Source organism: Mesorhizobium sp. YC-39 (assembly GCF_025753795.1).
Lineage (GTDB): Bacteria > Pseudomonadota > Alphaproteobacteria > Rhizobiales > Rhizobiaceae > Mesorhizobium.
Window position 1 is genome coordinate 103,926 of sequence record NZ_JAOWPS010000001.1, and the last position, 13,422, is coordinate 117,347.

The 13,422-nt window shown below is 59.5% G+C and carries 16 protein-coding genes and 1 tRNA gene; 7 read left to right on the plus strand and 10 right to left on the minus strand.

Going from position 1 to position 13,422, the window contains the following annotated elements; genetic code table 11:
* Positions 1 to 4 precede the first annotated feature (4 nt).
* Positions 5 to 1,090 carry a cysteine synthase A gene (gene cysK, locus OHD62_RS00505; RefSeq protein WP_263780244.1) on the minus strand — a complete coding sequence of 362 codons (1,086 nt, stop codon included), beginning with the start codon at positions 1,088 to 1,090 and terminating at the stop codon, positions 5 to 7.
* Between the two features lie 225 nt (positions 1,091 to 1,315).
* On the opposite strand from cysK, the gene OHD62_RS00510 reads away from it, so the two are divergent.
* The gene (locus OHD62_RS00510) at positions 1,316 to 3,310 is read left to right on the plus strand and encodes a transcriptional regulator (protein ID WP_263780245.1); all 1,995 of its coding nucleotides are present in this window, start codon (positions 1,316 to 1,318) and stop codon (positions 3,308 to 3,310) included.
* 126 nt (positions 3,311 to 3,436) lie between these two features.
* Here the strand turns inward: OHD62_RS00510 and OHD62_RS00515 are convergent, their stop codons facing one another.
* Positions 3,437 to 3,676, minus strand: coding sequence for a hypothetical protein (locus OHD62_RS00515; RefSeq protein WP_263780246.1), 240 nt, complete (start codon positions 3,674 to 3,676; stop codon positions 3,437 to 3,439).
* Between the two features lie 68 nt (positions 3,677 to 3,744).
* On the opposite strand from OHD62_RS00515, the gene OHD62_RS00520 reads away from it, so the two are divergent.
* Positions 3,745 to 4,059: a hypothetical protein gene (locus tag OHD62_RS00520; protein WP_263780247.1), complete on the plus strand. Its 315-nt coding sequence runs from the start codon at positions 3,745 to 3,747 to the stop codon at positions 4,057 to 4,059.
* 68 nt (positions 4,060 to 4,127) lie between these two features.
* Positions 4,128 to 4,331, plus strand: coding sequence for a hypothetical protein (locus OHD62_RS00525; RefSeq protein WP_263780248.1), 204 nt, complete (start codon positions 4,128 to 4,130; stop codon positions 4,329 to 4,331).
* A gap of 85 nt (positions 4,332 to 4,416) precedes the next feature.
* On the opposite strand, the gene OHD62_RS00530 is transcribed toward OHD62_RS00525, so the two are convergent.
* Complete coding sequence (locus OHD62_RS00530) at positions 4,417 to 4,650, minus strand: hypothetical protein (protein WP_263780249.1); 234 nt, start codon at positions 4,648 to 4,650, stop codon at positions 4,417 to 4,419.
* A 271-nt stretch (positions 4,651 to 4,921) separates the two neighbouring features.
* On the opposite strand from OHD62_RS00530, the gene OHD62_RS00535 reads away from it, so the two are divergent.
* The gene (locus OHD62_RS00535) at positions 4,922 to 5,161 is read left to right on the plus strand and encodes a DUF6074 family protein (RefSeq protein WP_263780250.1); all 240 of its coding nucleotides are present in this window, start codon (positions 4,922 to 4,924) and stop codon (positions 5,159 to 5,161) included.
* Between the two features lie 822 nt (positions 5,162 to 5,983).
* On the opposite strand, the gene OHD62_RS00540 is transcribed toward OHD62_RS00535, so the two are convergent.
* Positions 5,984 to 6,475 carry a hypothetical protein gene (locus OHD62_RS00540; protein WP_263780251.1) on the minus strand — a complete coding sequence of 164 codons (492 nt, stop codon included), beginning with the start codon at positions 6,473 to 6,475 and terminating at the stop codon, positions 5,984 to 5,986.
* A 652-nt stretch (positions 6,476 to 7,127) separates the two neighbouring features.
* Between OHD62_RS00540 and OHD62_RS00545 the strand changes: the two genes are divergently transcribed.
* Positions 7,128 to 7,580 carry a hypothetical protein gene (locus OHD62_RS00545; RefSeq protein ID WP_263780252.1) on the plus strand — a complete coding sequence of 151 codons (453 nt, stop codon included), beginning with the start codon at positions 7,128 to 7,130 and terminating at the stop codon, positions 7,578 to 7,580.
* A gap of 121 nt (positions 7,581 to 7,701) precedes the next feature.
* On the opposite strand, the gene OHD62_RS00550 is transcribed toward OHD62_RS00545, so the two are convergent.
* The 4 genes from OHD62_RS00550 to OHD62_RS00565 all read right to left on the minus strand — a co-directional run bounded on the left by OHD62_RS00550 (position 7,702) and on the right by OHD62_RS00565 (position 10,491).
* Positions 7,702 to 8,343, minus strand: a complete 642-nt coding sequence (locus OHD62_RS00550; protein ID WP_263780253.1) for a LuxR C-terminal-related transcriptional regulator — start codon at positions 8,341 to 8,343, stop codon at positions 7,702 to 7,704.
* Entirely contained in the window at positions 8,340 to 9,680 is a 1,341-nt protein-coding gene (locus tag OHD62_RS00555) for a sensor histidine kinase (RefSeq protein ID WP_263782246.1), read from the minus strand. Before OHD62_RS00555 ends, OHD62_RS00550 begins: the two co-directional genes overlap by 4 nt.
* Before the next feature lie 169 nt (positions 9,681 to 9,849).
* Complete coding sequence (locus tag OHD62_RS00560) at positions 9,850 to 10,122, minus strand: hypothetical protein (protein ID WP_263780254.1); 273 nt, start codon at positions 10,120 to 10,122, stop codon at positions 9,850 to 9,852.
* Positions 10,123 to 10,191: 69 nt separating this feature from the next.
* Positions 10,192 to 10,491 carry a DUF1236 domain-containing protein gene (locus tag OHD62_RS00565; protein ID WP_263780255.1) on the minus strand — a complete coding sequence of 100 codons (300 nt, stop codon included), beginning with the start codon at positions 10,489 to 10,491 and terminating at the stop codon, positions 10,192 to 10,194.
* 1,001 nt (positions 10,492 to 11,492) lie between these two features.
* Between OHD62_RS00565 and OHD62_RS00570 the strand changes: the two genes are divergently transcribed.
* On the plus strand, positions 11,493 to 12,008 hold the full coding sequence (locus OHD62_RS00570) for a hypothetical protein (RefSeq protein ID WP_263780256.1): 516 nt from the start codon (positions 11,493 to 11,495) through the stop codon (positions 12,006 to 12,008).
* 237 nt (positions 12,009 to 12,245) lie between these two features.
* Complete coding sequence (locus tag OHD62_RS00575; protein ID WP_263780257.1) at positions 12,246 to 12,503, plus strand: hypothetical protein; 258 nt, start codon at positions 12,246 to 12,248, stop codon at positions 12,501 to 12,503.
* Between the two features lie 133 nt (positions 12,504 to 12,636).
* Here OHD62_RS00575 and OHD62_RS00580 read toward each other — a convergent pair.
* Both OHD62_RS00580 and OHD62_RS00585 read right to left on the minus strand, forming a co-directional pair.
* A tRNA-Leu gene (locus OHD62_RS00580) sits at positions 12,637 to 12,721 on the minus strand.
* Positions 12,722 to 12,794: 73 nt separating this feature from the next.
* Positions 12,795 to 13,415 carry a 2,3-bisphosphoglycerate-dependent phosphoglycerate mutase gene (locus tag OHD62_RS00585; protein WP_263780258.1) on the minus strand — a complete coding sequence of 207 codons (621 nt, stop codon included), beginning with the start codon at positions 13,413 to 13,415 and terminating at the stop codon, positions 12,795 to 12,797.
* Between the last annotated feature and the right edge of the window lie 7 nt (positions 13,416 to 13,422).

A 13,422-nucleotide genomic window follows, 5' to 3' on the forward strand; every position in this document is an offset into this window, starting at 1 on the left:
GCCGTCACGCCGGAAACTGGCAGCCGGGCGTCGACTGCGAAAGCGCGATCTCTTCGGCGTCCATCTCGGCCTCGATGCCGTCGAACAGCGGCGTCGTCATGTAGCGCTCGCCGGTGTCTGGCAGCATGCACAGGATCACCGAGCCCGGTGCTGCTTTTTCGGCGACCTGAAGCGCCACCGCGAAGGTGGCTCCGCCCGAAATGCCGGTGAAGATGCCTTCCTTCTGCGCTAGCGCCTTGGCCCATTTGATACCTTCCGGGCCGGGCACCGGTATCACCTCGTCATAGAGGCTGGCGTCGACCGCCTCCTGCAGCACGTTGGGGATGAAATCCGGGGTCCAGCCCTGGATCGGGTGCGGCTCGAAGGCCGGATGGCTGGCGGCGGGCGCGCCGCCGGCGCCGCGCTCCTGTGCCGTACCGCTGCCGATGAGCTGGGCGTTGGCAGGCTCGGCCAGCACGATCCGCGTCTCCGGCCGCTCGCGGCGCAGCACGCGCCCGACGCCGACGACCGTGCCGCCGGTGCCATAGCCGGTGACGAAGCAGTCGAGCCGCGAGCCGGCGAAGTCGTTGATGATCTCGCGCGCCGTCGTCGCCTCGTGGATGTCGGCATTGGCCTTGGTCTCGAACTGACGGGCCAGGAACCAGCCATTGGCTTCAGCCAGTTCCACCGCCTTCTTGTACATGCCGAAGCCTTTTTGGGCGCGCGGCGTCAGCACCACCTTGGCGCCCAGCATGCGCATCAGCTTGCGGCGCTCGACCGAGAAACTGTCGGCCATCGTCACCACCAGCGGATAACCCTTCTGCGCGCAGACCATGGCCAGCCCGATGCCGGTGTTGCCGCTGGTCGCCTCGACGATGGTCTGCCCCGGCTTCAGCGCGCCGCTGCGCTCGCCTTCCTCGATGATGTTGAGCGCCAGCCGGTCCTTCACCGACGCCGCCGGGTTGAAGAATTCGGCCTTCACATAGATCGTCGCATGGGCCGGGCCGAGATTGTTGATCCGGATCACCGGCGTATCGCCAACCGTGTCGAGAATGCTGTCGAACAGGCGGCCGCGACCGGCCGTGGTCCTGATTTTCTGTTTATGCAACATGTTCATCTCCTCGATCTTGTGGTCACGCGCCGGTTACAAACCGGCGGATTGGGCGGCGAGGTTTCGAGACCTTGCCGCGCTAGGGTGGCCTGACGGCATATGCCGCAACGGGTGCGTCCGGCGTGGAAATTCGCCGCCGGTGCACCTTGTCGGGTTTGGTGATAGAACATTGGCCGATTGGCCAGCGTGGGAGCAGGCGTGGAAACGCACGTGGAATCCACTCGAATGAGCCTGGATGGCGACACGGCAGGGCTTTGCGTGCGCCTGTTCGGGCCGCTGACCATCGTCCGCGACGGCGCCACGGTGCAACTGCCGGCATCGCGCAAGCTGCGCGCGCTGGTCGCCTATCTGGCGCTTGCCCAGCATCCTGTGAGCCGCAGCCGCCTGTGCGAGCTGCTTTGGGATGTGCCGAACGACCCGAGGGGTGAGGTCCGCTGGTGCCTGAGCAAGCTCAGAAGTATTCTCGACGACCCCGCCAGGATCAAGACGTCGGGCGACACGGTCGCGCTTGAACTCAGTGGCATTTTCGTCGACGCGATCGACATTGCCTCGGCCGCCGCCAAGGGCATCGAGACGCTCGACCTGGAGCGGCTGCAAGCCTTGTCCGAACTGTTCTCCGGCGATTTCCTCGAAGGACTGGAGATCGACCGCAGCCCGCATTTCATGAATTGGGTGACCGCGCAGCGCCGCCGTTTCAGCTCATGCCATGCCGCCATCCTGGAACATCTCGTCAACAATCTCCCGGCGACCTCCGGGAACGTGTCCGCCTATATCGAGAAGTGGCTTGCGCTGGCACCTTTCGACGGGCGCGCGCATGTAGCGTTGCTGGAAAACCTGGCACAACGCGGCCAGATCGGCGCGTGCGAGGAGCATCTTGCCGCTGCAGCGCAGCTCTTCCAGTCCGAGGACCTGGATTTTGCTCCTGTGCGCGAGGCATGGCGGGCGATCAAGGACCGGCCATCGGTAGCCACGCCATGCGCGCGTTCCGTGGTAAGTTTGGCGCCCCCGATTGCGCTTGCACCCGATGCCGCCGCACCACGCCGGGCCTCGCTTGCGGTGATGCCGTTTTTCGAGGAAGTCGGCATTGGCCCCCGTGGTGGCTTGGCCGACGGCCTCACCCACGACATCATCACCCGCCTGGCCAAGCTCAGGGATTTCTTCGTCATCGCACGCGGCTCGGTGTTTGCGCTGGCGGAAAAGGACATCGCGCCGGAGGATGCCGGACGGCGGCTGAATGTCGACTATGTCGCCACCGGCGCGGTGCGCAGCCTGCCAGGCCGCGTCATCGTCAGCACCGAACTCGTCGAGGTGCGCACCGCCAGGATCGTCTGGACCGAGACGTTCGAGCGCCGGCCCGACGACATCTTTGCCGTGCTGGACGAGATCGGCAATGCCATCGTCTCGTCGATCTCGACCGAGATCGGGACAGTCGAGCGCAACCGCGCCATGCTGAAGGCGCCGAACTCGCTGAATGCCTGGGAGGCCTATCATCGCGGCCTCTGGCACATGTATCGCTTCACTCGCACGGAGAACGAGCAGGCCAGGCATTTCTTCGACATGGCCTTGAAGCTCGATCCGACCTTCGCCCGCGCCTATGCCGGCCTCTCCTTCACCCATTGGCAGAATGCTTTCCAGCGCTGGGGCGATCGCGAGCAGGAAACCGCGCTTGCCTTCGAGAGTGCCGGGCAAAGCCTTCTGGTCGACGATCACAATCCGGCCGCGCACTGGGCGATGGGCCGGGCGCTGTGGCTGCGCGGCGAGCAGGACGGCTCGCTCATCGAGCTGGAACGGGCCGTCGATTTGAGCCCGAATTTCGCGCTCGGCCACTACGCGCTTTCCTTCGTGCAATCGCAGTCCGGCGACCCGAAATCCGCGATCGGCTCGTCCGATCATTCCAGGCATCTCAGCCCCTTCGATCCGCTGCTGTTCGGCATGCTCGGCTCCCGCGCCATGGCGCTTGCCCGGCTCGGCCAATTCGACGAGGCCGCCGAATGGGCGCTGAAGGCCGCCGCCCGCCCCAATGCCCACGCCATCATCCTGGCCATCGCCGCGCATTGCCTGGCGCTGGCCGGGCGGCAGGACGAGGCGCGAAATTTCGCCGCCGCGCTGCGCAAGACGCTGCCGAACTACCGCGCCGACGATTTCATCAACACCTTCCGCTTCGAGCCGGACGCCGAGGCGCTGTTCCGGGAGGGGGCGAGAAGGATCGGGCTGGGGTGACCCGATCCAAGCTCGGACCGGATGCTTCATCCGGTCAGTTCAACAATGGTCAACTAAAACGCGATCGGCAGCGTCCGACAACCGAACAAAAAGCCCGCAATCGGCCATGCCGCGTTTGTCGCAAAACTATATGCCGAGCATTGTCTTGGCTTCGTTGAACGCAGCCTCTGACCCTGCATGATCGCCAGCCGCGTGCAATTTCTCGCCCTGGGCGCGCAGTTCCTTGACTTTGGTCATATCGGCTTCGCCGAGGGTCGCGCTTGGCAACGCCGCGTCGATGGCGGCCATGATGGTCGGGCATGAATTTGCAAAGGCTGTCGCAGGAACGACCGCCAGGAAAACCGCAAGCGAAATTGATCGTAACATGGACGTTTCTCCCTTGCCGGCCCGCGGAAAGCGCCGCGTCGACGACCGACATAGGGATGGTACAGCGAATGCCCGAACGTGCCAATCACGATGATGCTGTCGAGCGTCCGTTCTTGCGCGTGAAGGCGAGTCAAAAATCTGACATGCCAAGGGTTCCAGGGCTGAACCAGCACGAGCAGCAGCAGAGCACTTGGGATGAAAACCATCAGGATGCCGAGAAAGCCGCGGAGAAGGAAATGTCGTTTCAATCGAGTCGCGCTCCCGTATCGACCGGCATGCGCGAAGGCTGCTCGGCCAGGGTCGGCATCAACAGCCCGACGAGCTTCAAACGCATAGAAGGCACGCGAGGAACACAGTTCGGCCTGCGCGATTATATTAGGTGACGGAAATGTACATGACATAATTTGTTGGGAACATGTCTGGCGGGCTTCATTGCGAGAAGGCAACGGGCATGGACAACGAAAGGGCTGACCTTGATCGCCAAAAGGAACTTCAGGCGAACGTGCTCGCCCGAGAGACCGGAGTCACCATGAACGAGGCGCTGATGCTTATCGAGCTGGTGGGACCTCATCGAGGGGCGATGCTGCGAGTGGCGAAAATAGTGCAGGCGCGAAAGCGCGGCGGCACACACCATGACAAAGCTGGCGGACCCTGATGTCGCCCAAAGGCATGCCCACGGGCCTGACCCGAGGGTGCGCATGGTTTCGCATAAACCGCATGGTTTCGCATAAACGAAGACCTTAGGCCGTGCCTCCCACGCGCTCCGCGATGGCGAATGCCTGCAGGTTCCTGGCCTTGCCGTGGTCCTCTTCCGCATTCGCAATGATTGAAAAGAAGGCCGCGCGCGCAATGTCCTTTTTGGATGCCTTCGGGTGCTGGCTCTTGACGGCCTTCAGCAACTGCTTCGGGCTCATGTCTGGCGTCACAATACGCATGAGCGTATCGGCGATAGACTGCATCTCATCTGTGTTCATTGGTCCGTGCTTCCTCGATAGGTCCGCCGGCCGGCAAGATAGCAGCACGATCTGGATGCAGCCACCGCCTTGCACTAGCGCCGTTGGTCTACACCACCCGCCGACTCCCAAGCGATTGATCTAGGTCTTTCCCGGTTGTCTGTCATCGCCTGTGGCACGGCGTTGGCTTCCTCCATTCGCACGCTTCGGCCTTAACGATCCATTTCCGATTTTGGCGGTACGCCTTGTGTCGAAGATTAGTCTCGATTCGTGCCGCCAGGATTATTCGTCAATGTCAGTTGTCGCGTTCCCGATCAGTCGAGAGATTTCCACTGTGCGGCTCATCGCCAACACTATTGGCCAACTTCATGGCGAGGATGCAGTCACATTCTGGCGGGAAACAGCCAGCCACCTGCTCTCAGTCGCGATCGAGCGAGGCTATGAAACCGAAGCTGCGCGCCATGAAGTCCGACAGGTCTTTGACGCGGTTCAACTCACACTGCACAAATCGCTGCCAGGATTTGCGGACTAATGCATGTCGCGCAAAAGCATGCCCACGGGCTTGACCCGAGGGTGCGCAGCGGTTTTGCGATAACGACATGCATGGAAACAAAGACTTAAAGCGCGTCGCGTGGATCCTATCGCATGCGACGCTCTTTAAGAGAAATCCTGAGCATTAGATCGGCTGTGGCTACCAACAAACCCACCCTAGAAATGGCCGCAATAAGCGTAGGTGAACGACCGACTCATCCCGAATTCAGTGACGCGCACACAAGCCGGCTCACCGGACCATAGCGTTATCAGGCGACCAGTCGCATTGGCGGCGGCTTTGAACGCCGAAGGCGCAACAATGCTTTGGGACGCTGTAACCGTACTACCGTGTATTTCTTCGACAACGAATTTTGGCATTATCAATCTCCAACCAAAGCGGCGGATGCCGCAGCGCCGACAATCAGTGAGAGGGCCCGCCGGTCATTCGCGAAGCGACGAGCCCTCCACCCCAGGCCCCAAGCCCAGCGATGCAATTGCGGTGCCAACCTTGTTGACCCATTTCGGGTCATTCCCTGCGTAAGCAGTATTCAGCCGGCGTACTTCATTCAGATGTTTCGGCTCCAATTTCTCTCTGCACATGTTCGCCGGCCGGCGCCCCCCGCCAAGATCGCTGGTCAAGGCCCTGCGGCTGTAGCGTGTAATCTACAGCCGCAGGGCCAAGCGCAGGTCCGCCGCGCTGACCACTGAAAGTAGCCGGCGACATTGCGTGCCTTGCCCCAGTTCCCCGCCAAGTCACGCAATGGGCGGCACATTAGCGATGGCGAAAACACTGGATCAATATCAGCGGTTGTGGATAAACCGATCAAAGTCCATCTGTGTGGCAAAAATGCCGTAAGGGAAGGTTGCAATCGGACTGCGGCAAATATGCCGCCTGAGGTTTCGCGGCGCCAAGACAGACGCCGCATTCTGCTGCGATCTGTTCCTCGACTTCTACGATAACCAGGACGACGCCCTGTGGGGAACTGTTCCCGACAGATTCCCCGCGCGTATCAGCGAACGTGCCGAGAAGCCAACCGGAGAAGCCACCGTAGATCACGCCACCGACAACCGCCATTGCCAGCCATCCCAGTCCGGGAGGAATGAGACCATAAACCGCTAAGGACATGGCGGCGAGCAGACCAATTGAAGACCCAAAGGCTGCTACTACGAGTGGGATGGCCGAAACAGCCCCAATTTCATCATTCGGAGGCCAGAATACAGTGATGTTTTCCCGAGGCACTCCTGCCAGCAGCAGGGCTCTGACAGAGCTGGCCGCATCGGAACGAGAATCATAAATCCTGCTGATCGTTTGCATCACTGGTCATCCGCCGTCTGGTTTATCAACGATGCGGCAACCAGGCAGCCGTCGTGATCGATTCGAGCGTTGCTGGCGGCTGCATTTGCAAATTCATACTGGCTCACCGTCCTGCGCTACCGTCTAACGTCACGACCGCTCGGGCAGGGACAGTTGAGAGCGAGCGTTCATTGGTCCCTTCATTGAGGTACAGGGCACCACCTAGAACCACGAACACGATTCCGATTGCCATCACCCCGACCACCAGGACAGCAATCGCGGTGCCCGGGCCATTGCCAGTGTTGACATAGGGGGACTCCCGCATTTCCTTGTTCTTTCCCGTGAGGATATGGCTGTAAGCAGAGCCGGAAACGCCGGCGTTAAGCAGACGTTCCCATGCCGGGCCTTTAGACGGGCGGCATCAGACTTCTGGACATATCCGATTACGACCAAGGTCTGATTGTCGGAAGTTGACAAATACCAGAAGGATCCGGCGAGGAACAAAGCTGGATGGAGGGCCGTTTCAAGTTGATTGGAACCTTTGATGAAATTCTTAGGTTCGCGAAAAAGGCCCAAGTGGAGCAATTTCTATGCTGGATCAAATTGATTACTATGAGGCACGAGGCCGGCTGTAGAGCTTATGCTTGCGTCCTCGCCGCCAGGGAGAAGCAGAATGCCCATTCCCTCATTGCGTTGGTTTTGCCGGCTTATCGCTCGTGTCTCGCTAGCGGGGATGCTGACAGTCCTGCCCTACAGTCTCGAACTCGGCCAGACAGGGATTCTCAAGGTTGATCCCGCTGCTGCTTATGCGAAGAACAGCGGAGGCGGCAACAGCGGAGGCGGCAAGGGCAAGGGCAATAACGGCAACTCTAACGGCAATGACAGCGGTGAGAGTGACGATGGAAGTGACGCCGACAATGCCAGCAATAGCAGCCAGAAAACCAGGGTAAATCTCGCGACGGGGGACAAAGTGACAGTTCGAGGCAACGTCATCGAGGTTGTCCACCCCGACGGGATCAGCGAGAAAATCGAGGCTGGCCGGTTCAGTATGAAGGACGCGCTTGGCCGCACGATTATAGATCGCGCCGCAAGAGCTTCCGACGTGAAGCGATTAAAGGCCCTTTGACGTCAAGGCGCTCTGGAGCAATTCCAGGAAAAGTGTGAAACGGTTTTCCCGGGAAAGCGCGTAGCACTTTCCCTAGGAATTGCGCAAAGACCCCGAACCACGGGCAGGCTGGTGCATCAGGTCAGCTGGCCTTGGTCTTGGACTCGTACAGTAAAAGCGCTGCCTCTGTGCGATTGCGGACTTTGAGTTTGGCAAGAATACGCGTCATGTGATGTTTTATCGTCTTCTCCTGCAGGAAGAGCCGCTTTGCGGCTTCCTTGTTGCTCAGGCCCTCCGCCACCAACTCTAATATTCCAATTTCACGGTCGGAGAGTTGGTCAACAAGATCGACTTTCCGGGGCTGGATCAGCTCGTTCAACAATTGGGCTGACAGCATGGGCGAGACGTATTTTTCTCCGGCGGCGATGCTTTTCAGGATCTCGGCCAACGAACTCGAACGGACCCCTTTCAGAACGTAGCCACGAACACCTGTCCTAAGTGCGAGGGCCAGATCGGCATTTGCTTCCGATACGGTGAGAATGACGATCTTCTGGTCCGGGTCCTTTGCCAGAATGTTCGCAGCGGCCCGCAGGCCGCCGCCGGGCATGCTTATGTCGAGCAGCATCACGTCTGGCTTCTCGATCTGGGCAAGCCTTTCAGCATCGGCAGCGGTAGCGCCTTCACCAACGATTTCGAAACCACCGATTTCACGCAGGCTGCGTGAAACACCCTCGCGAAAAAGGGGATGATCATCAACAACGGTGATGCGGACGACAGCGCTCATTGTTGTTCCTCGATTGATAGGGTCACGGTCAACCGCGTACCCATGCCGCTGGAAGACGTTTCGAAACGCCCGCCAATGCTCTCTATGCGCTCCCTCAAGCCGGCCAGTCCGAGCCCTTCGCTGGATGCCAGATCGAAGCCGGGGCCGCCATCTGAGACCTGAATCTGGAGCTTGCCGCCCGTCATTGAAGCGTTGACCGCCTGGTCTTTGCCGTTTGCGTGACGCCAGGCGTTGTTCAAACCCTCTTGGGCGAAACGATAGATGCTGATCTTTTCGGATGTTCCGAGTTCGGGGAGCCTCGCAGGAAGTGTAAGCAACACCGAGGACGCGGTCCGTCGCTGATGCTCGGTAACGGCAAGTCGCAATATATCCCCAACTGCCGCGGTTTCGATCTGTGGAAGCACAAGGCCGTTGCAGATGGCGCGTATCTCGCGCATTGCTTCGTCCAGCGTATGATGGATGTCTGTTATCTCGGCTTTGCGATTTGTCGATGACGCGGCTGGATCGACCAGTTGCGGACTGTCCAGCCGAAGCGCCGCCAGCGCGACAAGCTGAGCTGGGCCGTCGTGAAGATCAGCGCCAATGCGCCGCAAGTAGCGCTCGTTGATTGCCGTGGCGCGCCGCGATGCGCGCTGGACGCGATGGCGCAATTTCGAGTTTTGCGAGAGCAGTTCTTGAAGTTCAACGATTTTTGCTTCAAGCGCCAAACGCTGTCTCTGAATTGTGCGACTGCCGCGAAGCACGATGCCGGACAACATTGCCAGCGCCGCCGCCGTCGCTCCTCCCACCACAAGCCAGCTCGACCACAGAGCCGCATTCAGGGTTTTCTGGAGGTCGTCGGCGACTTCGTAGAATTCCGAAACGGCAACCACATCGCCCGACCATGGCTCGCGCACCGGATTGTAAATCTCAAGCAGAGGCGAAGTGGTCGCCTTCTGCCCTGGCCGCTCGCTGCCGTCCAATCTGTCGAACTCTGCAACGACCTCTCCCCCGAACGCGCGTATCAGGCTCGCACTCGGCTTAAACACCTGGCCGATCAGCCGCGGGTCTTTGGCGTATAGTATCTTGCCATCACGCCCCCAGAGGTTGAACGAGACCAGCTTTTTTCCAAGCGCGCCCTGGTCCAACGTCTCGTCGAGCGCTCGTTTGACACCCTCGCTGAGCTCCTCGCTCTTGCGCATATCCGGCAGAAGCGGCGCAATGACGCTGTCGACATAAAGGGCGGTGGTGCCGGCGGAGTTGCGAATAACGGCCTCCCTGATCTGCGAGGTAACCCACAAGCCCACCACCAGCATCGCAGCCAGCAGGGCGATGCCGCCAGCAATAACGAACTGCAAGGCCAGCGAAAGCCTGCTCCAATATCGGTAGAAATTTTCAACGTAGCGCACGGTTCATTTGTCTGGGCTTCACCGGCCGTGTCCTCGCCTACCCTGCTTGGTGACTCGACATTTAGAACAGTTGGAGGTGCGAACAAGTGAAACACTACCGGCAATACGATGTCGGGCTTCAAATTCTATCCAAAAGCGACATTCCGTATTTGGCCCAGATCCTTGCGCATTCATTTGCGCGGAGGCCTTCGTTCCTTTTCTCCCCGAACGCCACCTTAGCCGAGCGCACAACGTAGCACTCGGGCGGGGCCAGCGCCACGAATTGGATTGCTTCGCCCAATCTGCGAGGCGCAAGTTTGGCGTCCTGCTTGCGCCGGACATCGTATACGCCCGAAATCCGGGCGCCCTCATTCCTGCGTTCGAACATAGCTTCCATCAAATCATAGGACATTTCGACCTCCCGAAATTCCACCGCCACTCGAAGAAGGGCAGCGGTGGAATTATTTCACCGACAGTTATTTCAGTCCAAGATCTTCACAATCTTGCGCGTGCCGGGATCGACCAGGACAGTCCGGTCATCAACAACCACATAGCGATACTGCACATCCGGCACTTCATACAGCTCGACCGTTTCTGGAAGGGCGGACCCTATGTTCAGTTCCACCCCTGGTATCTTGACCGAGGCGAGCGGCTTTTTCTTTACGTATTCACGTACAACCGTCTCCTGCTCGGGCGCGATGATCACGTCCTGTGCGGCAACCGCTCCGATGCCGGCCAAGAGCAAAATTCCTGCAAGCGAAGTCGAAAGGGGGATTCTCATAAGTTCTCTCCTTGATGCGAGCGAACCGCTGTTTGCATCACTCTCGCGGCTCTCGTCCTGTGACAGTCGGCGTTGATGCGGACACCCAGGAGGCGAACGTGCCTTTCCTGCCGATGTTCCCAACTTAGGCTTTGGTCCTGACGTCGGTAGGACCTTTGCCGGGTTTGATTCGGCCTTAGGTCCGACGTTGGCGCATAAGGGGTGAAGGTGTTCTGTGTCGGAAGGCGCGTTCTGCAACTCCGTTTGAAAAGCAAAACAGTGAGCCCGCGCTTCTGGCGGCGAAGCGCGGGCCCGATCAGGTCTATGGCCCGATCTCCGGCAGGGAGTGGAGGGCACTACCCGCCATTACTCGAACTTTCAGAGGCCGCTAATGTTCCCCTGGATTTTCAGCCGGCGTACTTCATTTTGATGTCTCGGCTCCGATCAGATCTAGCGCTTATTATGCGGCCGCACACCCAACCCGCACCTTCCGAATGTTGATCACAGGCACCCCGCAATTGAGGGTTCGCATCACCGCGGCGGCGTGGTGGTGCGAACCCTATCGGCGCAGGAAGGGACGTAGCTGCGCAGATGCCATTGAAATCGACCTCAGTTGACGAGCATGCCAATCGCCAGGAACGTCATGGAGACAGCGAAGATCGGCGCCAGTAGCCAGCGGGCTTGATAAACACTCTTCTCCATGGGGCTCCTCCGGTAACTTGCAGTGAGCAACGAGGATGATCAGTTGCAGTTCCGGAGTGGCACCATCCTCCCGCCCTTTGCGCGCGACACGTCGGACTTAAGTCCTATGAAAGACGGGCTCGGGACGGACTGAAGGCTGACCAGGGAACGTTCAAAGCTGTCTCAAGTTTGGGTAGGCCTGGCGTGAAGATGATGCCGTCCATCGCACCGTCCTTGTTGATCCAGGTACACGCAAGGCCGTCAAGATCATCAATTGACCTGGATGGCGTGGGGAGGAGGAGAAGCCCGCCGCTTACCAGCGGCGGGCGACTTGATGTCAAATGCGAACGATTAGCAGACTGTTCGATTCCCATTCGCAGGCGGCGAGTGCCGTTGCCGCGCTTCGAGCGTCGGGAGTTCCTCGCGAACAGATTACCGTGGTGGGAGCTTACAACGACAACGGTGAACATATTAGCGTCGTCGGATCCTACAGCGATGAGACGAGTGTCTGGCTCGGTCCGAGCGCGGGCATGGCTATCGGCGCGACGGCCGGTCTGTTAGCCGGCTTCGGCAGTAGTGCTGTCGGAATGATGGCTGGTTTGGCCCTTGTCGGTGCCGCCTGGGGCGGCTTTGCTGGCGGGCTTTGCAGTATACTTACCGATTTTGGCAAAAAGACAGGGCAGCTGAACGTTGCACAAGGCGTCATCTTGGTGATGGCGCGGGTCGATGAAGAGCGGGCCGCCACCGCCGAGGCGGTGCTACGGGGTGCTGAAAAGCTAACTCAGCCATCCCGGCTGAGGAAGACGGGCGCCTATACGAATTCAAGCCGGGTCCGCGTCCAATCTGGTGCTGAATGAAGTGATTTGGACCTATAGGCGGGACTATCGTCCTGGCTTTATCCGTTAAATAACAAAGCCTAATGGGAGGCGAGCGATGGATTCTTGGCAAACAAACACTTTTTGCTGGCAGGCGTCATCCTTGGCTGAACCGTCAGCATGACCTTGCCCCTACGGGAAGTTACCAGCCGGAATAGCAAGGATTAGACCTTTCGTACGTTAAGTGATGATAGCTTGCTGCAAAGGAGGCGGCCATTCGTGGATAAAAGGGCTGACGGAGATTCGAAGAAATTGGCGCCGGACGAATTCGAGCTCAAAGCCGAACGGTATGGCGTGAACGGCTTCCTTCTCGTTGTCGAACTAATCAACTTACTGGAAAGGCAGGGGACGATCAGCAGCGATGCCGTCGCCCAGATGGCGGACGCCGTGGCGCTTGCTATAGCTGAATCCAGTGACCCCGACATCGACAGCGTTGCTCTTATGCAGGTCATTGCTGCTGCACGTCGGCCGAGATAGCACTCGTTGAGCTGAACGTGAGGGAAAACCAATTCTCACTGTCCTGGAATTGTTTAGTGCAACAAAAAAAGCCCGACAAAACCGGGCTTTTCTTGGGCTTCTGAACCGTATCGAACGGTTCGAAACAGGAATTTGGTGCCCAGAAGAGGACTCGAACCTCCACGCCTTGCGGCACACGGACCTGAACCGTGCGCGTCTACCAATTCCGCCATCTGGGCTGGTGCGGGCTCATGTAAGCGGGCAAGCGATGGGTGTCAACGCGCTTTTTTGAAAGCCGCAATCCACTGCGGCTCAGCTCTCCAGCACTTCCTTCGACGCCACCGTCGAATCGGCGTTGAGCGTGTAGACGATCGGCACGCCGGTGCCGAGTTCCAGCTTGACGATCTCCTCGCCCGATTTGCCGTCCAGCGCCATGATCAGCGCGCGCAGCGAATTGCCGTGCGCCGCCACCAGCACGGTTTCGCCGCGCAGCACATGCGGCTGCAGATCGTGCAGATAATAGGGCCAGACGCGCGCGCCGGTGTCCTTCAGGCTTTCGCCGCCGGGCGGCGGCACGTCGTAGGAGCGGCGCCAGACATGCACCTGCTCCTCCCCCCATTTCTTGCGTGCGTCGTCCTTGTTGAGACCGGAAAGATCGCCATAGTCGCGTTCGTTCAGTGCCTGGTCGCGGATGGTTTCAAGCTCGCTCTGGCCGACCGCGTCGAGAATGTGCTGGCAGGTCTTCTGCGCCCTGATCAGCGCCGAGGTGAAGGCGATGTCGAATTTCAGGCCGCGTGCCCTAAGCTTGGCGCCCGCCTCCTTGGCCTCCTTGTGGCCTTGCTCGGTCAGGTCGACATCGCGCCAGCCGGTGAACAGATTCTTCAGGTTCCATTCGCTCTGGCCATGCCGCACGAGCACGAGAGTTCTCGACATTTCTGCT

Excerpts from the sequence above, each read along its gene's own strand:
- cysK (WP_263780244.1), bottom strand. The coding sequence starts at position 1,090 with ATGTTGCATAAACAGAAAATCAGGACCACGGCCGGTCGCGGCCGCCTG.
- OHD62_RS00510 (WP_263780245.1), top strand. The coding sequence starts at position 1,316 with ATGAGCCTGGATGGCGACACGGCAGGGCTTTGCGTGCGCCTGTTCGGG.
- OHD62_RS00515 (WP_263780246.1), bottom strand. The coding sequence starts at position 3,676 with ATGTTACGATCAATTTCGCTTGCGGTTTTCCTGGCGGTCGTTCCTGCG.
- OHD62_RS00520 (WP_263780247.1), top strand. The coding sequence starts at position 3,745 with ATGCCCGAACGTGCCAATCACGATGATGCTGTCGAGCGTCCGTTCTTG.
- OHD62_RS00525 (WP_263780248.1), top strand. The coding sequence starts at position 4,128 with ATGGACAACGAAAGGGCTGACCTTGATCGCCAAAAGGAACTTCAGGCG.
- OHD62_RS00530 (WP_263780249.1), bottom strand. The coding sequence starts at position 4,650 with ATGAACACAGATGAGATGCAGTCTATCGCCGATACGCTCATGCGTATT.
- OHD62_RS00535 (WP_263780250.1), top strand. The coding sequence starts at position 4,922 with ATGTCAGTTGTCGCGTTCCCGATCAGTCGAGAGATTTCCACTGTGCGG.
- OHD62_RS00540 (WP_263780251.1), bottom strand. The coding sequence starts at position 6,475 with ATGCAAACGATCAGCAGGATTTATGATTCTCGTTCCGATGCGGCCAGC.
- OHD62_RS00545 (WP_263780252.1), top strand. The coding sequence starts at position 7,128 with ATGCCCATTCCCTCATTGCGTTGGTTTTGCCGGCTTATCGCTCGTGTC.
- OHD62_RS00550 (WP_263780253.1), bottom strand. The coding sequence starts at position 8,343 with ATGAGCGCTGTCGTCCGCATCACCGTTGTTGATGATCATCCCCTTTTT.
- OHD62_RS00560 (WP_263780254.1), bottom strand. The coding sequence starts at position 10,122 with ATGTCCTATGATTTGATGGAAGCTATGTTCGAACGCAGGAATGAGGGC.
- OHD62_RS00565 (WP_263780255.1), bottom strand. The coding sequence starts at position 10,491 with ATGAGAATCCCCCTTTCGACTTCGCTTGCAGGAATTTTGCTCTTGGCC.
- OHD62_RS00570 (WP_263780256.1), top strand. The coding sequence starts at position 11,493 with ATGCGAACGATTAGCAGACTGTTCGATTCCCATTCGCAGGCGGCGAGT.
- OHD62_RS00585 (WP_263780258.1), bottom strand. The coding sequence starts at position 13,415 with ATGTCGAGAACTCTCGTGCTCGTGCGGCATGGCCAGAGCGAATGGAAC.